The organism is Leisingera sp. M658 (assembly GCF_025144145.1).
GTDB lineage: Bacteria > Pseudomonadota > Alphaproteobacteria > Rhodobacterales > Rhodobacteraceae > Leisingera.
The window spans coordinates 3,814,919-3,830,822 of sequence record NZ_CP083546.1 but is presented as its reverse complement, the minus strand read 5'-3'; the positions used below and the strand labels follow the sequence as shown (position 1 = coordinate 3,830,822).

At 59.7% G+C, this 15,904-nt stretch carries 15 protein-coding genes; 8 read left to right on the top strand and 7 right to left on the bottom strand.

Annotated features, from left to right (window positions below; all coding sequences use genetic code 11):
* Nucleotides 1-39: 39 nt before the first annotated feature.
* Together K3724_RS18765 and K3724_RS18760 are read right to left on the bottom strand one after the other, a co-directional pair.
* Nucleotides 40-1,044 carry a GlxA family transcriptional regulator gene (locus K3724_RS18765; RefSeq protein ID WP_259988126.1) on the bottom strand — a complete coding sequence of 335 codons (1,005 nt, stop codon included), beginning with the start codon at nucleotides 1,042-1,044 and terminating at the stop codon, nucleotides 40-42.
* 105 nt (nucleotides 1,045-1,149) lie between these two features.
* Nucleotides 1,150-2,496: an NAD(P)-binding domain-containing protein gene (locus tag K3724_RS18760; RefSeq protein WP_259988124.1), complete on the bottom strand. Its 1,347-nt coding sequence runs from the start codon at nucleotides 2,494-2,496 to the stop codon at nucleotides 1,150-1,152.
* Nucleotides 2,497-2,659: 163 nt separating this feature from the next.
* Between K3724_RS18760 and K3724_RS18755 the strand changes: the two genes are divergently transcribed.
* Nucleotides 2,660-3,961 (top strand): ABC transporter substrate-binding protein, encoded by a 1,302-nt coding sequence (locus K3724_RS18755; protein ID WP_259988122.1) that lies wholly within the window; start codon nucleotides 2,660-2,662, stop codon nucleotides 3,959-3,961.
* A gap of 22 nt (nucleotides 3,962-3,983) precedes the next feature.
* Here K3724_RS18755 and K3724_RS18750 read toward each other — a convergent pair whose 3' ends face one another.
* Nucleotides 3,984-4,709, bottom strand: coding sequence for a FadR/GntR family transcriptional regulator (locus K3724_RS18750; protein WP_259988120.1), 726 nt, complete (start codon nucleotides 4,707-4,709; stop codon nucleotides 3,984-3,986).
* Nucleotides 4,710-5,188: 479 nt separating this feature from the next.
* On the opposite strand from K3724_RS18750, the gene K3724_RS18745 reads away from it, so the two are divergent.
* From K3724_RS18745 to K3724_RS18715, 7 genes are all read left to right on the top strand, one after another.
* Nucleotides 5,189-6,478 carry an ABC transporter substrate-binding protein gene (locus K3724_RS18745; RefSeq protein ID WP_259988118.1) on the top strand — a complete coding sequence of 430 codons (1,290 nt, stop codon included), beginning with the start codon at nucleotides 5,189-5,191 and terminating at the stop codon, nucleotides 6,476-6,478.
* 74 nt (nucleotides 6,479-6,552) lie between these two features.
* Nucleotides 6,553-7,422, top strand: a complete 870-nt coding sequence (locus tag K3724_RS18740) for a branched-chain amino acid ABC transporter permease (protein WP_259988116.1) — start codon at nucleotides 6,553-6,555, stop codon at nucleotides 7,420-7,422.
* A complete protein-coding gene (locus tag K3724_RS18735) occupies nucleotides 7,415-8,395 on the top strand; it encodes a branched-chain amino acid ABC transporter permease (protein WP_259988114.1) in 981 nt (326 codons plus the stop codon). Before K3724_RS18740 ends, K3724_RS18735 begins: the two co-directional genes overlap by 8 nt.
* Nucleotides 8,392-9,159, top strand: coding sequence for an ABC transporter ATP-binding protein (locus tag K3724_RS18730; protein WP_259988112.1), 768 nt, complete (start codon nucleotides 8,392-8,394; stop codon nucleotides 9,157-9,159). The genes K3724_RS18735 and K3724_RS18730 overlap by 4 nt, the downstream gene beginning before the upstream one ends.
* Nucleotides 9,149-9,856 (top strand): ABC transporter ATP-binding protein, encoded by a 708-nt coding sequence (locus K3724_RS18725; RefSeq protein WP_259988110.1) that lies wholly within the window; start codon nucleotides 9,149-9,151, stop codon nucleotides 9,854-9,856. The genes K3724_RS18730 and K3724_RS18725 overlap by 11 nt, the downstream gene beginning before the upstream one ends.
* Nucleotides 9,807-10,415: a tetratricopeptide repeat-containing protein gene (locus K3724_RS18720; RefSeq protein WP_259988108.1), complete on the top strand. Its 609-nt coding sequence runs from the start codon at nucleotides 9,807-9,809 to the stop codon at nucleotides 10,413-10,415. Before K3724_RS18725 ends, K3724_RS18720 begins: the two co-directional genes overlap by 50 nt.
* 242 nt (nucleotides 10,416-10,657) lie before the next feature.
* Nucleotides 10,658-11,314, top strand: coding sequence for an XRE family transcriptional regulator (locus K3724_RS18715; protein ID WP_129372311.1), 657 nt, complete (start codon nucleotides 10,658-10,660; stop codon nucleotides 11,312-11,314).
* 315 nt (nucleotides 11,315-11,629) lie between these two features.
* Here K3724_RS18715 and K3724_RS18710 read toward each other — a convergent pair whose 3' ends face one another.
* From K3724_RS18710 to K3724_RS18695, 4 genes are all read right to left on the bottom strand, one after another.
* Nucleotides 11,630-12,673 (bottom strand): DUF3445 domain-containing protein, encoded by a 1,044-nt coding sequence (locus tag K3724_RS18710; RefSeq protein WP_259988105.1) that lies wholly within the window; start codon nucleotides 12,671-12,673, stop codon nucleotides 11,630-11,632.
* An 11-nt stretch (nucleotides 12,674-12,684) separates the two neighbouring features.
* Entirely contained in the window at nucleotides 12,685-13,650 is a 966-nt protein-coding gene (locus tag K3724_RS18705) for a PDR/VanB family oxidoreductase (protein WP_259988103.1), read from the bottom strand.
* Nucleotides 13,647-14,258: a dimethylamine monooxygenase subunit DmmA family protein gene (locus K3724_RS18700; RefSeq protein WP_259988101.1), complete on the bottom strand. Its 612-nt coding sequence runs from the start codon at nucleotides 14,256-14,258 to the stop codon at nucleotides 13,647-13,649. Before K3724_RS18700 ends, K3724_RS18705 begins: the two co-directional genes overlap by 4 nt.
* A 72-nt stretch (nucleotides 14,259-14,330) precedes the next feature.
* Complete coding sequence (locus K3724_RS18695; RefSeq protein WP_259988099.1) at nucleotides 14,331-15,476, bottom strand: aminomethyltransferase family protein; 1,146 nt, start codon at nucleotides 15,474-15,476, stop codon at nucleotides 14,331-14,333.
* Nucleotides 15,477-15,904 lie beyond the last annotated feature (428 nt).

The following is a 15,904-nucleotide window of genomic DNA, read 5'->3' as shown; positions in this document are numbered from 1 at the left end:
GAAACGCCATGGCCAACGCCTCTGCTGTTTAGGGGGCCGCTAGGCTGAAGGAATTGGGCGGTTGTCCTGGACCCGGAACAGGTTCACCTTGCGACGCTCCTCTTGCGGAGTGACGCCAAAACTGTCGCGGTAATGCTGCGATAGGGTCGAGGATGTAGCATAGCCAACTGCATTGGCGATCGAGGTAATGGAATCCCGGGAGTACATTACCAGCTGTCGGGCCGCGTTCATCCGCAGTGTACGGTAATAGATTGCGGGGCTTTGCCCGGTGGCGGATTTGAAGCTGCGTTCTAACTGCCGCGGGGAGACGCCGATTTCGCTGGCGGCGTCGCGGATCGACACCGGATGCTCCAGATTGTCGGCAAAAAGCTCCACTGCCTTGGCCACTGGCGGCGGCAGGCTGTCGGCGGTGCTGTCGGTCTTAAAGGCGGGGATCTTCTGACGCACGCCCTCGGCCCGGACCATCGGGTGCTGGAACCAGCAGGCAACCTCGGTCATCACCGCGTCGCCCATGGTCTGCTCGATCAGTTTGAGCGAGAGGTCGAACATTGCCGCAGCACCGCTGGCGGTAAAGCGGCGGCGGTCCAGAACGATTACGTCGTCGACGGTGGCAAGCGATGGGAATTCGGCGCTGAAGGCGGCCTTGTAGCACCAGTGGACCGAGCAGCTGTGCCCGTCGAGCAGGCCGGAACGCGCGAGCGGGAACACTCCGCCCGAGACCGCACCCATGGTGGTGCCGTGGCGGGCCAGGTGGCGGAGCTTGCCGTTGGAGCCTTTGGGGTCTTCGAACTTGCCTTGCGGACTGGACAATAAAAACAGCGTGTCGATGTCATCGGCCTGATCCAGGGCGCAGTCAGGCTGAAAGGCCACATTGGCAGAGGCGTTCACGCTGGCGCCGGTTTCCGAGACCAGTTTCCAGTGAAAAGTTTCAGTGCCGGCAATTTCATTCGCCGCCCGCAAAGGCTCGATAGCCGAGGTCAGGCAGGCCATTGGAAAGCCCGGGAAAATCAGGAAGCCAAGTGTCATGGTATTATCGCGCTGCATAAGGTGGATATTAGCTTGCGAAGAGGGATTCGCACAGCGGCGAAAGGTGCCTGCGCCGCCCAGGAAGGAAAACGGCGCAGGCGGATCTGCCAAAGCAAGCAGATCCTAGTTCTGCAGGTAGGCTTCCAGCGAGTCGTCCAAGGCGTCCTTCCACGGGGTGTGGTGGACCGGCGCCATGGTGCCGGTGATGACCGATTTGTAGGAATGGTTGCGGAAAGCCATGATGTCTTCGGCCTTGTGCCCCTTCCATTCATAGAACGCCTGGCATGCGCCGGCCACGTCGAAGGTCGGGTAGTCTGTCTCTTCGATCAGCTCCAGCACATAGTCGCCCTGGTATTTGATCGCGTATTTAACGTCATCCGAGGCTTCTTCGCGCGCTTCACGCTCCTTCACGTCGGCCAGCAGGGTTGCCTTGTCCGCGGGAATTTCGATCTTGCCCATGATCGCATCGCGGACCCACCAGGCCTGGGCGTCGAACATGTTGAAAGTGAACCATTGATCCTGCATGCCCAGATAGAACATCTTGGGGTTATGGGCAAAAACCACGCCCTTATAGAGGCCAGCCGAGGCAAGGCGGTTGGCAGTTTTCAAGCGCAGATCGTCCGGCAGGAAGCTGAAGAAATGCTTGTAGCCGGTGCAAAGGATGATCGCGTCAACTTCCTTTTGGGTGCCGTCCGCGAAGGTTGCGGTGTTGCCGTTGACTGACTCCAGGGCCGGAACCTCGTCCCAGTTGTCCGGCCATTTGAAGCCCATCGGGGCAGAGCGGTAGGAAGTTGTGATCGATTTGGCGCCGTATTTCCAGCACTGCGAGCCGATGTCCTCGGCCGAGTAAGAGGCGCCGAGGATCAGGATGTCCTTGCCCTTGAACTCGCGCGCGTCGCGGAAGTCGTGGGCGTGCAGTACGCGGCCGTTGAAGGTGTCAAAACCCGGATAGAACGGCACATTCGGGGTCGAAAAATGGCCCGATGCGCAGATAACGTGATCGAAGTCTTCCTTGTAGGTGCTGTCCTTGGCGTGGTCGTGTACGGTGACGGTGAAATTGCCCGCGTCCTCATTGTATTCGACCCAGCGGATCGGCGAGTTGAAGCGGATCCACTTGCGCACGTCGGCTTTTTCCACCCGGCCTTTGATGTAGTCGAACAGTACAGCGCGCGGCGGGTAGGATGCGATTTGTTTGCCGAAATGCTCCTCAAAGGAATAGTCGGCAAATTCCAGGCCTTCCTTTGGCCCGTTGGACCACAGGTAGCGGTACATCGAGCAATGCACCGGTTCGCCGTTATCATCCAGGCCGGTGCGCCAAGTGTAGTTCCACAGCCCGCCCCAGTTGTCCTGCTTTTCAAAGCAGACGATCTCCGGGATTTCTTCGCCCTTGTTGGCGGCGGACTGGAATGCGCGCAGCTGGGCCAGGCCGGAGGGGCCGGCTCCGATGATGGCGATACGTTTCTTTGTCATGTGGCTCTCCCATTGGTACGGACCAATATTGTAGTTTGGTTCTTTTGGTCTGATCCAATTAGGTCCAAAATTGCACTGCCGAGTCAACATATTTTCACGGAGGGAATATGTTTTTTCTCTGATGGGACTGGCGAAGCAGTGAATTGTTGTTAGGATTCAAGCCATGAAGACGACCAGTTTTGTACACCAGCTGACGGCCCGCGCGGCGCTGCCGCGGCTGTCGGTGGGAATGACAGAATCAGTGAATATCGGCTTTCTCGGCCCGCTTTCGGGTCGGGTGGAGAGCTGGGGGCTGCCAGGGCTGAACGGCTGCCGGATCTGGGAAGACGGGCTGAACAAGGCTGGCGGGGTGCTGATTGGCGGCCGCCGCTACCCGATCCGCATCCATTCCTACGATTGCGGATATGACCCGGAACGTTCGCTGGAGGGCGCGGTGGAACTGGTACAGAAGCATAAGGTGAAGCTTATGCTGATGCTGGGCGGCGATACCTTTGCGCCGGTGCGCGATTTTCTGATGCGCAACAAGGTGCTGACCTCGACGCTGCTGCCCTCCGATTTGTCGCCCGATACGCCCTATCTGATCGCGCCCAGCGAAGCGCACCCGATCCAGAATGTGACCGGCGTAGCCTGGCTGGCGGAAAATAAACCGGGTTTGAAAACCGTGGCCTTATGCAGCCAGGCGGATCTGCTGGGGATGCCGTCACAGGCGGTCTACCGCGCGGCGTTCAAGGCGGCAGGCAAAACGATCCTGCGCGAGGTGCAGTATGATCCGGGTTCCAGCGATCCGGGGCCGGTGGTCGACCCGATGCTGGAGAGCGGCGCCGATATCCTGTGCTGGTGCTCGTCTTATGCGCCCATGGTGCATGCGATGACCGAATATGCCTATGCCAAAGGGTTCAAGGGGCAGATTATCAGCTGCACCATGGATGGCTATGATCAGCTGGTGGAACGGACGTCGCCCGAATTCATGGAGGGCGTGGTTTTCCAGTTTCCGGATTTTGACGATCCGCTGCTGCGGGAAAAGGCGTTTTTCTTTAACCGCCCGCATGTGTTTTTTGAGGAATACAACCGCCGTTTCCCAGGCAGCTGGTCGGCGGTCAGCTGGGAGTATGTGGCGATCCTTGACATCTGGCACAGCGCGGTGGAGAAGGCCGGTTCCGTCGAACCTCCATCGGTGCTGGCCGCGATGAAACAGCTGGGGCATGTCACCCACGCGTTTGGCCATGCGGAATGGTGGGGCGAGGATATTTTCGGTATTTCCAATGCCTTGGTTGGCGATTGGCCTGTCGTGACCATTCAGGAAGGCAAGGCGCGGATTGCCGGGTTTAAGTCGATCCCCGACTGGCTGGCGCAGCATTCCGCCTTGCTGAAATCCGAAATGGCGGCATTGGGGCAGCTGTGGCACCAGCGGCTGGAAAGCGGTGCGCCGGGCAGCGAGGTCAGCTCACGCGCAGTGAAGGGCTGAGCGGGCGGAAGACCGGCCGGGTTTAGACTTCCTGCAGCAGCAGCTTCTGCTCGTCGATCAGGTGCAGCTTGATGAATTCAACCGCGGATTCCACATCGCGTGAGGCGATGGCGTTGAACAGCGTGTTGTAGCGTTTCTGGTATTCTTGCATCCGTTGCGGCGTCAGATGGCGGCGGCGCAGCGCAGTACGGTAGGACAGGCGGCAGGCCTCGATTGTCAGCTCGTAGCAGGAGTGCAGCAGCGGGTTGCCGGTACCCTCGGCAATCTTGCGGTAGAGATCTTCCTCAGCCTCGATGAATTCCCCCGGATCAGTGCGGACCGCTTCGACGCGCGAGAGGATCTGGTCCAGCTCCTCGATCTGCCGCGGGGTCATGTTGATCACTGCAAGGCGCACCAGTTCCGGTTCCAGAATGCCGCGCACCACCAAATGGTCCAGCGGCGAAACTTCTTTGGCCAGTGACGAATAAGTGGTTTCGGGTTTGGGATCAGAGCGGAATTTGACAAAGCTGCCGGACCCGGGGCGGCGATGGATCACGTCCTGGCTGGCCAGAACGTCCAGTGCTTCGCGCACAGTATTGCGGGCAACGCCCAGCTCGGAGGCCAGGGTGCGTTCTGACGGCAGCCGGGTGTCCACCGGGTAGGTGCCCGCCTTGATACGTGCAAACAGAGTGTCGATCACGACTTGCACCGTGGCGCCAACCGAATGGGTGGTCAGGATTTGCGAGGTGGTGTCTTCCGCTGAGCTCATGGTCTGTTTTTTCCGGGCCGGATGGGCGGGGGAATCCCCTGCGCCTGATCGCTGTGACAGATGTGCAGTTACCCGTTTTGGCGGCCTCAATGCAACCGTCTGACACAGCTGGGATTGGTCTTAAGGCTAACGATTCTTGGCCCCGGCGGCAAGAAAGTTGAAAAAATTGGTTCTTAAATTGGTTGAAGACGTGTTTGAATAACATGTGCTGCAAGGTCATGTTTTTATGTCGTTTTCAGGATATGTTTTGCCGTATATCCGAGTGAATGGTCTTGTATTGGTGCCTTTTTGGTTCGCTGTATGAAAGAAAATTTCTTTGCGGTGAACCAACTCGCTGCTAGCCTTGGTCCAGGATGGGGCCAATTTACCCCAATTGGTTCAGCCGTGTTGAGCTGAAATCAACGGGCGCCGAAGACAGCGGCCGCATCCTGCTGAAAACACCGCCGCAAAAACAGGCGGGTCCAACATGGGAGAAGAAAATGATTTCCAAGATCGTGAAATCGGGGCTGACCCGGAGGACGTTCCTTAAGTCGACGGCGGTTACCGCGATGAGTGCCGGCCTGCCGACCGCGTCCTTGGCCGCAGGCAGCACCATCAAGATCGGTTTCCTGGCACCGCTGACCGGAGCTGTGGCAGCCTGGGGCAAACCCGGCTTGGACGGCTGCCAGATTTGGGCTGAGCGGGTGAATGCCGCGGGCGGCATCAAGCTGGGCGATGGCAGCTATAACGTCGAGTTTGTGTCTTATGACAACGAATACGACCCGGCCAAGGCGCGCACCGGGGCCACCAAGCTGATCCGCGAGGATGGTGTCAGCTTTATCATGATGCTGGGCGGCGACACCTGGCCCGGTGTGCAGCCGGTGGCGGACAAGACCGGGATGCTGTTCTCGACCCTGCTGCCATCGGATTTGTCACCCGATTCCAACACGCTGATTGCACCGGCTGAGGTGCACCCGATTTACAATGTGACCGGGGTGGAGTGGCTGGCCGAGAACAAGCCGGATCTGAAAACCGCGGTGATGTGCGCGCAGGATGATGCGCTTGGCCTGCCCTCGGTTGCGACCTATCTGGCGGCGTTTGAGGCCGCGGGCATTGAAATGCTGGATGATCCGCTGCTGTTTGACCCTGCCACCACCGATTTTGCGCCGGTTGTCACCCGTTTGATCAGCAAGAACCCGGATATTGTCTGCCTGGATACCTGCTACAGTGATTACGTGCATCCGATTGCCGAGCAGCTGTTCCAGCAAGGGTTCAAGGGGCAGATCATTTCCTGCACTGCGGATTTCTATGACCAGATGATCGCCAAGACCTCGGAAGAGTTCATGGAAGGGTTTGTCTTCCAGTTCCCGGATTTCGATGATCCGGCGCTGAATGGCGACAACATAAACTTTACCGATCCGAATGGGTTCTATGAGGAGTTCAACACCCGCCATCCGGGCCAATGGGGGGCTGTGAGCTGGGAGTATGCCTCGATCATGGATCTGTGGAAGGCAGCAGCGGAGAAGGCAGGATCGGCCAGCCCGGATGCGGTGGCGGCTGCGATGAAAGAGGGCAAGGGCAAGCATGCCTTTGGCGATGCGGAGTGGTGGGGCACCGAGCTGTTCGGCATCGACAACGCGCTGGTTGGCGACTGGCCTGTGGTGGCGATTGAGAGCGGCAAGGCCCGGATCAAGGAATTCCGTTCGATCCCGGATTGGTACGCAAAACATGGCGATCTGCTGATCAAGCATATGCAGGCCTATGACCAGATGTGGGATCAGCGCAGCTGATCTTTCAGGCAGGCAATCCCGCGGCGGGGGGCAGATCCTCGCGCCGCAGACCGACTGATTAAAGAGACAATCCAATGCTGGACCTTCTGGCGCAGACCGGCCTGAACGCCGTGTATGCTGCGAGCTATATTTCCCTTGTTGCGGTGGGGCTTGTGCTGATTTTTGGCGTCATGGGGGTGATCAATTTTGCCCATGGCGAACTGTTCATGGCGGGCGCTTATGCGATTGTGGCGCTCTATGCAGAGCTGCACGTGCCGTTCTTTATCGCAGTTGCCATTGGCCTGTTGTTTGTGGGCTGTCTGGGCCTGTTGATGGAAAAGGCGCTGTTCCGGCCGTTGAAGGACAATCCCTTGGGCGGGCTGGTCGCCTCAATCGGGTTTCTGATGATCCTGCAGGCGCTGGCGGTGATGGGGTTCGGCGTGCGGATGGTGCATATTCCACCGGTAACCCAAGAGGTCATCGTGTTCAGTGACAAGGTGCGGCTGCCGGTGGCGCGGCTCTATGTGATCATTGCCGCAATCGTGCTGCTGTCGGCGCTATGGTACTTTTTGAAGCGGACCAAGTTCGGCTGGGCACTGCGCGCATCAGCCCAGGATCCTGAAGCCGCGGCGCTGCAGGGGATATCAATCACCATGACCGCGCGGATTGCCATGTTCATCGGCGCCGGTCTGGCCGGGATCGCAGGCGCGCTGACCGCGCCGCTGGTTTCGGTCAACCCGCATATGGGCCATTCGGTGATCGTTACCGCCTTTATCGTCATCATCGTCGGCGGGGTCGGCTCGCTGGAAGGCGCCATCGTCGCCTCGGTCGCTTATGCGCTGGTGCATACGTTTGTGACCACTTTCTATGATGGTGTGCTGGCTGACATCGTTGGTCTGTCGCTGATGCTGGTTGTGCTGATCGTGAAGCCCACCGGATTGTTTGGGAGTGCGGACCGTGCCTAAGTTCCTGATATGGATCGCGGCGCTGGCCGCTTTGATTGCCCTGCCGCATGGCCTTAGCTTTTCGCAGCAGGAAATCCTGGTGTTCCTGACCATCAATGTGCTGCTGGTGGCCAGCTACCGGCTGCTGACGCTGACCGGCGAATGGTCGCTGGGGCATGTGGTGATCATGGGGGTTGGGGCCTACTCCTCAGCCCTGCTGACCAAGAAGCTGGGTGTTTATGTGCCGGTTTCGATGCTGCTGGGCGGGGTGATTGCGGCGCTGATTGCGGTGCTGCTGTCCTTCCCGCTGTTCCGGATGAAGGGGTTTTACTTCCTGATCGGATCGTTTGCAGCGGGTGAAATCATCCGCCTGCTGTGGAAACGGTTCCGGGACCCGTTTGGCGGCGCCAAAGGGATCAAGGGGATCGACCCGATGCCGGATTTCTCGGTCGGGTTCTACCAGTTCGATTTCTTTGAACCGACGTCCTATTACTACTTTGCAGGCGTCATTGTGGCGGTCTGCCTGTGGATCTTGTGGCGGATTGAGAAATCGCCGGTTGGTCTGACCTTCCATGCGGTGCATTGGCAAGACAAGCTGGCGCAGGCCTCGGGCGTGAATGTGCGGGCCTACCGGACGCTGGCCTTTGCCATCGCCTCGGGCTTTGCCGGCATCTCGGGTGCGCTGCTGGCGCATTACATTGGCACCATCAATCCCAACGCCTTTGATATTGATCTGATGGTCTATGTGCTGACCTGGGCGATTGTCGGCGGTACCGCGACATTCTACGGACCGATCCTGGGCTGCGTGGTGCTGACGGTGATCAACGAGGTTGTGCTGCGTGAGCTGGGCCTCGAGCAGATGCGGCCGCTGATCTATGGCGCCATCATGATCCTGTCGATCCTGTTCCTGCCCAGCGGGCTGGAAAGCATCGTGCAGAAATTCACCCAAAGACGTGCCGCGGGCGGCGCGGCGGAACGGAGGCCGGCAGAATGACTGATTTTCTTGAGGTCAAAGACCTGACCATGCGGTTTGGCGGCCTGACAGCGGTGGACAGCCTGTCGTTCAAGGTGGAACACGGTACCATCCACGGGCTGATCGGCCCGAACGGGGCAGGGAAGACCACGACCTTCAACATGATCTCGGGGTTTTATAAGCCCACCGAAGGCCAGGTGCTGCTGCGTGGTGAAGATATCTCCGGCCTGCAAATGCACGAGGTTGCGCGGCGCGGGGTGGTGCGGACGTTTCAGCACTCGACGCTGTTTGCTGAACTCACGGTGCTGGAGAATGCGCTGGTCGGCACCCATATGCCGTTCCGCCCCAATATCTTTGCCGCGATCATCGGCTGGGACCACGAGGACCGCAGCGGTGCTGAGGCGCGTGCCAAGGAAGCGCTGGAGTTCTTCGGCCTGGATCATGTGATGCACGAGCGCGCGGGCGACTTGAGTCATGGTCACCAGCGGGCGCTGGGCATGGCGGTGGCCTATGCCAGCCATCCGGATGTGATCCTGCTGGACGAGCCGTTCACCGGCATGAACCCGGAAGAGACCCGGCAGATGATGGATCTGATGGAACGGCTGAAGGCGGACGGGATCACCATCCTGATCGTTGAACATGACATGCAGGCGATCATGGGGCTGTGCGACAACATCACCTGCATGAGTTTTGGCAAGTTTCTGGCCGAAGGCGGCCCGCAGGAGATCCGCAACCATCCGGCGGTGATCGAGGCCTATTTGGGAGGCGCACGCCATGTTGCTTGAGATGAAGAACATTGCTGTCAACTACGGCAAGATCAACGCGATCCGGAACATCTCGGTTGCGGTGCCGGAGGGCAAGATCGTCACCATCATCGGCGGCAACGGGGCGGGCAAGACTACCACGCTGCGGGCGATGTCGGGGATGATGCCGATCACTTCGGGCGAGATCACGTTTGAGGGCAAGCGGATCGACCATCTGCCTGCGCATAAGGTGGTGGCACACGGCATCGCCCATGTGCCGGAGGGGCGGCGGATCTTCCCCGATATGACAGTGGAGGAAAACCTGCGCACCGGGGCGTTTTTGCGCAAGGATACGGATGGAGTGGAGGAGGATCTGGAAGATGTCTTCAGCCGCTTCCCGCGCCTGCGCGAGCGGCGCACCCAAATGGCAAAGACAATGTCCGGGGGTGAGCAGCAGATGCTGGCGATTGGCCGCGCACTGATGTCCAAGCCGCGGCTTTTGCTGATGGATGAGCCTTCGATGGGATTGGCACCGGTGATTGTCGAGGAAATCGCCCGGATCGTGGAGGAGATCAACGCCAACGGATTGTCGGTGGTGCTGGTTGAGCAGAACGCCGAACTGGCGTTGGAATTGGCCGACTACGCCTATGTTCTGGAAACGGGAAATGCAGCAATGGAGGGGCCAGCAGATGAGCTTCACGGCAATGAACACGTCCGGGCCGCGTATCTGGGGCTTTAAGCCTGACGCGGAAATGCGGGTCGCGCGCGAAGCGGGATGGTCCCGCGCCGATCTGATCTGGGAGCGGCTGATGGAGAGGGCGCTGGCTGAGGCTGGACGTGACCGCCCGCGCAAGGCGGTGCAGCTGTTCCGCTTGGCGGATTTTGTGGCGCGGGTTGCCTTTGCGGCAGATGATTTGCGCCGGGCTGCGTCAGCCGCAAATCTGGCGGTGCTGCAGTTCCGGGCAGGTGCATTGAATAAGGCCGAACGGCTGCAAGCCCGTGCATTGGCGATCTGGGCCGGAGCGGAAGAGCAGGTGGACGCCATGCAGATCGCGCCGCGCAGCCGGTCATCTCTGTTTCATCTGCGGATGGAAGCACTGCACCGGGATACTTTTCATGCCAATCTGAAAACCCGGGTGGGTCGGATCGCAGCGGAGACCGGTGAAACCCTGCGCAGCCTGACCTCCGGATGGCCGGTCGGCCATCGCCATGCCAGCCGCTGGCGCGGCGAAAAATCAGTGGTGTTTGACGGCACGCGCAAGGTTCTTGGCGCCTGTTTGCTGCTGCTGGATGACTGAAGATTGGGAGATCCGGAAAGCTGGCGATTGAATGCCCGGGCCGGATGGTCCGGGTTTCCTTGTCAGCGTTATTGTTCAGCTGGGTTGCACAGCAACAATTTTCTTTCCTGTGACGGTGAGGGCTTGGGAAAAAGTGGTAATGCCAGTAAAATAATTTTCGCGTGGTTTCTTGCGTCCGGAAAAGTTTTTGCGTATCGCCCGCTGCGCGCTTGTCAGAGGCCGTCCATAAGGAAGATAACACAGTGGCTAAACCCAAAGACGATAGCGACGCAGTGGCAAATAACCTTTCTCAAGATCCGCATCGGGTCCGCGACGGCGCGGAAAAAGTTCTGGAAGTGGCGATTGGCCGCGAGGTCCGGTCGTTCCGGCGCCAGCAGGGGATCACTGTGGCCGATCTGGCCACGCTGACCGGGCTGTCGATCGGAATGCTGTCAAAGATCGAGAACGGCAATACATCCCCGTCGCTGACCACGCTGCAATTGCTGGCCAACGCGCTGAGCGTTCCGATCACATCTTTCTTCCGCCGTTTCGAGGAAACCCGCGAAGCGGTGCATACCAGGTCGGGCGAAGGCGTCGAGACCGAGCGTGCCGGAACGCGGGCGGGCCATCAGTATCAGCTGCTGGGGCATCTGGGCGCCAATGCCTCGGGTGTTTTGGTGGAGCCTTACATGATTTCCCTGACCGAAGAGTCGGATGTCTTCCCGACCTTCCAGCATGATGGCGTTGAATTGCTTTATATGCTGGAAGGTGAGGTGGATTACCGGCATGGCGACAAGGTTTTTCCGTTGAAGCCTGGAGACACGCTGTTTTTTGATGCCGACGCGCCGCATGGGCCGGAACAGCTGATCAAGCTGCCCGCGCGCTATCTGTCGATCATTTCGTATCCGCAATCGAGCTGAGCCGCAGCCGGAGCGCTCCCGCCTGCTGCGGAACATCTGAAGATGCCCCTGCACAGTTGGGCGTGGCGCCGCGCATTGCGCGGCGCGGTTGCGTTATGGGGCTGATGTTGCCGAAACAGCCCGCAGCGCGCGAAGCGCGCTGCCCGGCCCAACGCTGCACAGGGGGCAGGCGAAGCCTGCTGTCTGGTGCGGGGGCGGGAGTGCAACGCCGCTTATCTCCGGGCAAAAAGAAACTGCCGGGCCAGAGGCGGCGGCAGTCAGTGGGGCGGGCCTGAATGACAGGGGGTAGGGACGGCCCGCCGGGTTGGTTCAGAATCAGTCGTCTGCCCAGATACCGTCCGAGGTCGGGCTGCCGTCATCAAACTGCGACAGGTACTCCACCATCAGCGGGCGGTTGTCGATAAAGCCTTTGTAGGTGGCCAGCTCCTCCGGCAGGTCGCGGATGACGCGGTGCAGGCGGCGTGCCCATTTCGGCACCGTTACCAGATCTTCAAACCGGATCAGATAGCAGCGGATCGGGAACACCAGCGCATTGGAGCGGGGCAGGCGGAAGAAGGTCTGCAGTTCGACCCTAAGGTGCTGCTTCTCGCCGATGTTTTCTTTTGTCAGTTCCTGCTTCATGGTGCCCCATTTGTGATAATTCTCAGGGCTGGTGTCCAAGAGCGGATTGACGGTCATGGTCCAGTTCAGGCGGCGGGCCGGCTGGCCCTGCTGGATGTTGAGGAGGAACTTCAATGCGCGCACGAAGATGCCCATTTCATTTGCCTTGGGCACCGGGGCATGCCACTCAAAGAAGTTCATGCCGATGTCGAAATCCAGGCTCCAGTCCGCCTGGGTGGTGACCATGCCAGCATCCATCCACAGGTTGTCGTCGCGCTGGTCCAGCACTGCAAAATCGCCCTGGGTCTGGCGGGTGATGTATTCCATCGGCCCGTAGGGCAGGGTGCTTTCATCCAGGAACGTGAACGTGTCGTCGATGCCCAGCGGTTTGTTGACCCAGCGCCAGCGGTTGCCGTCCTTGTGCAGTTCGAACAGATCGGGGTATTCAGCCGCCTTGGCCTCCATGATCAGCTCAACCAGGTCCCAGCCGGCCAGGGTCATATGCGGCAGCGACTGGCAGCGCAGCGGGTCATTGGCCAGCACCCGGGCGCGGTCCTTCATTTCCGAGACATAATGCTCGTCCACATCGAAGGTGCGTTCGAAAACCGAGCCGGGCCGGTAAGACTTATGCGGCTCCATGTTCACGGAATACATGTAGCTGTCTTCGTGGAACGGAAAGGGGAAGCGCTTGATCGCCCAGTCCGAGTTCTTGAAGGTGAAATCGCCGTAGAAGGTTTCGTCGTTGAATTGAATGGTCATCTTTTTCTCCCTCAGCGGTCCAGAACCAGTGTCTTGCCTTCAAAGCGCGACACGCAGGGCATGATGTGTTTGCCGCCCGCCTTTTGTTCGTCGTCGAGCCAGTGATCGTAGTGCAGGAACTTGCCGTCGTAGCCGACGACATTGGTTTCGCACTGCCCGCAGGCGCCGCCGCGGCAGAGATAGGGGGCGTCGACGCCCGCGGCCTCAATCGCTTCCAGCAGCGATTGGTGCTCGCCGACCTGAATCACCTTGCCAGAGACCGCCAGCTTGACCTCAAACGGTTTACCGGAGGCGGGGGCCAGGAATTCCTCGGAGTGCACCGCCTCGCGCGGCCAGCCCATTTCCGATGCGGTGCCGTGTACCCAGTTGATCATGCCCTTGGGGCCGCAGACATAAACATGGGTGCCCAGCGGCTGGGTGGCGAGCAGGGTCGTAAGGTTGATCGCCTCGCCCTGGTCGTCGTGATAGATGTGCACCTTGCCCGGATATTTTGCCGCCAAGTCCTCGGCGTAGGTGCCAAGCGAAGCGTTGCGCACGGAGTAGTGCAGCTCAAACTGGCCGCCCATCATTGCCAGCTGATGCATCTGGGCCATGAAGGGTGTGATGCCGATGCCGCCGGCCAGCATCAGATGCTTCTTGGCGCGCAGGTCCAGCGAGAACAGGTTCACCGGGTTGGAGATCACCATTTCCATGCCCTCTTTCACCTGAGAGTGCATGAATTTGGAGCCGCCCCGCCCTGCGTCATCGCGGCGGACCGAGATTGTGTAGGCGCCGCGGTCGGCGGGGTTGGACATCAGGGAATAGGCGTTGAGCCGGGTGATACCGCCGTCCTGCATTTCCACCACGGTATGCGCCCCGCCCGAGAAGGTGGGCAGGTCGCCGCCGCCGGTGCGGACAAATTTGAATCGGGTGACAAGATCATTGACCGGTTTGACTTCGGCCACGGTGACATTCAGTTTTGCGGTGCCAGCACTCATTTGAACAGCTCCACTTTTTCGGGGATGTTGCCTGGATCCTCGGCATCCACCCGCACCCCCTGAAAGGCCGCCAGGCGGCGCGAGTAGTGATCGCGCACGAACAGGCTGAGGCCGCAGTGACTGCATTCAAACGGGTCGGTGGTGACGTCCTCGGTGATGCCTTTGCAATGGACGCACTGCATGCGCCGTGCGGTGGAGCCGCGGTGTTCGGTCTGGATCGCGGTATGCGGGATGCCGGCTGCGGTGGCCTCGGCCATGGCCTGGCCCATCAGGCTTTCGGTGCCGGTCAGGTAAACTTGGGTGCCCATGTGGCAGTCCTGCAGCGCGCGGCGGATGCGGCTTTGCGCGGCCTCATAGGAGGGACCCGCATAATACTGGCCCGCACCAATCGCTTCCAGCTGGCTGGTGAATTTGGTGCCGGTTCCCTTGGGGATATAGATGATATGGGCTTTGGCCCAGAAACCAGGGTCGACGAATTTGGCCAATTCAAGGATTGCCTCGGCACCTGCCGCGTCGGCAATCATCAGGTGGCCGCTGCCCGGGCGGGCTTCAAGCTCGCCATAGACAGGGCGGCTGTTGATGGAGGGGGGGAATTCGGTTTTAGACATGTGGGTCGCTTTTCCTGCAGTCCGGGTGAACGAAAGCGGGCGCCCCCTGAGAAGGGGCGCCCCGGATCCGGCTCAGCCCTTTGCGGTGCGGATCGATTTGTCCTTGTCGTAGAAGGGCATTTCTTCGGCGGTGGCGGCAATCTCGGTGCCATCGCCATTGCGGACTGTCAGCTCGGTGCCCGGCTTGGCGCAGGCCACCGGCATCCGCGCGATGCCCACGTTATGCTTGTTGACCTCGGAATACATGCCGTAGGTGACCACGCCGACCTTTTCGCCATTTTGCAGAAGGTCCGCGCCCTCATCCGCCGGGGTGGTGCCTGTCAGCACGACGCCGTAGATCTTGAACCGTTCCTTGCCTTCAGCGGCATAGTGGTTCTCGGCGCCGATGAAACCGGTCTTGCCGGGGGATACGGTGAATTCCAGACCCAGCTCCCACAGGGTGTCGCCGCAGGTTTCATCATCGAACGGATAGGTCTCGGAATTGTCGCCCGGGTAAAACAGCAGATAGCTTTCGGTGCGCAGCAGGTCGAGCGTCGAGAACTGGACCGGGACGATGCCCAGGCCTTTGCCCTCTTTAAGGATGCTGTCCCACAGGTGAACCGCGTCTTTGGACTGGCAAAATATCTCGTAGCCGCGTTCGCCGGTATAGCCGGTGCGGGAGATCATCACCGGGCAGCCGAACAGCTTGGTCTGGATGATGCCGAAATAGGCCAGATCGCGGATGCCTGGGACATATTCGGCCAGGAAATCAACGGCGACAGGGCCCTGCAGCGACATATCGTGCAGATTGTCATCGAAGATCACCGAGCAATTCTTGCCTGCGGCAACCGCGTTCAGCTGTTCCATGCCGGTTCCGGTGCCATGCACAACCATCCAGCTGTTCACTGACAGGCGGTAGATGATGCAATCGTCGACAAACTTGCCCTGATCGTTCAAGATTGAGGCATAGGTCGAGCGGCCGGGCATGATCTTTTCGACGTTGCGGGTGGTGACCCGGTCGATGACCTGTGCTGCGTGCTCACCCACGACGTGGACTTTTTTCAAGCCTGATACGTCCATAAGGCCGGCCTTGGTGCGGACCGCTTCATAGTCGGCTTTAGCGCGTTCAGGGGTATGGTCATAGAACCAGGCGGTTCCCATGCCGTTCCAATCTTCCAGCTCGCCGCCGATTTCCTTGTGCCGCTGAGCCAGTGCTGAAGTCCGCCAGATAATGGCCATCGTCTATGTCTCCCTGATAGTGGTGGACCAAATTTCTCGATTTGGTTCCATTGGTCCGGTCCAGTTAGCCAAAAGAGGGGGCGCTGTGTCAACGATTATTCCTAACAGGAAAAAGATTTTGCTTAAAAGGCCGATTCCGAACGGGTTTGCGGCAAGGATTGGCCCGAAATGGTCTTTTCGGCAGGCTGCTTGTGGTGGAGACGGCTGCGGAGTGCCCTGTTCCAGGGGAGAATCGCCCCCTTCCGGTGCCGGAGATTCGCTTGATTCTGTCGCAAATCCACGATTGCGCCACGCATTTGCCTAATGCCCAGGGCCTGGGAGACTGCTGTGAGGGGGATGAAGGCAGAACGCCTTAAGCCCTTGAGAGGGTAGGCTTTAGGCAGCTGGCAGGAGCGCAGCAAAGGCGCTTGCATGGCAGCTTGAGCTTT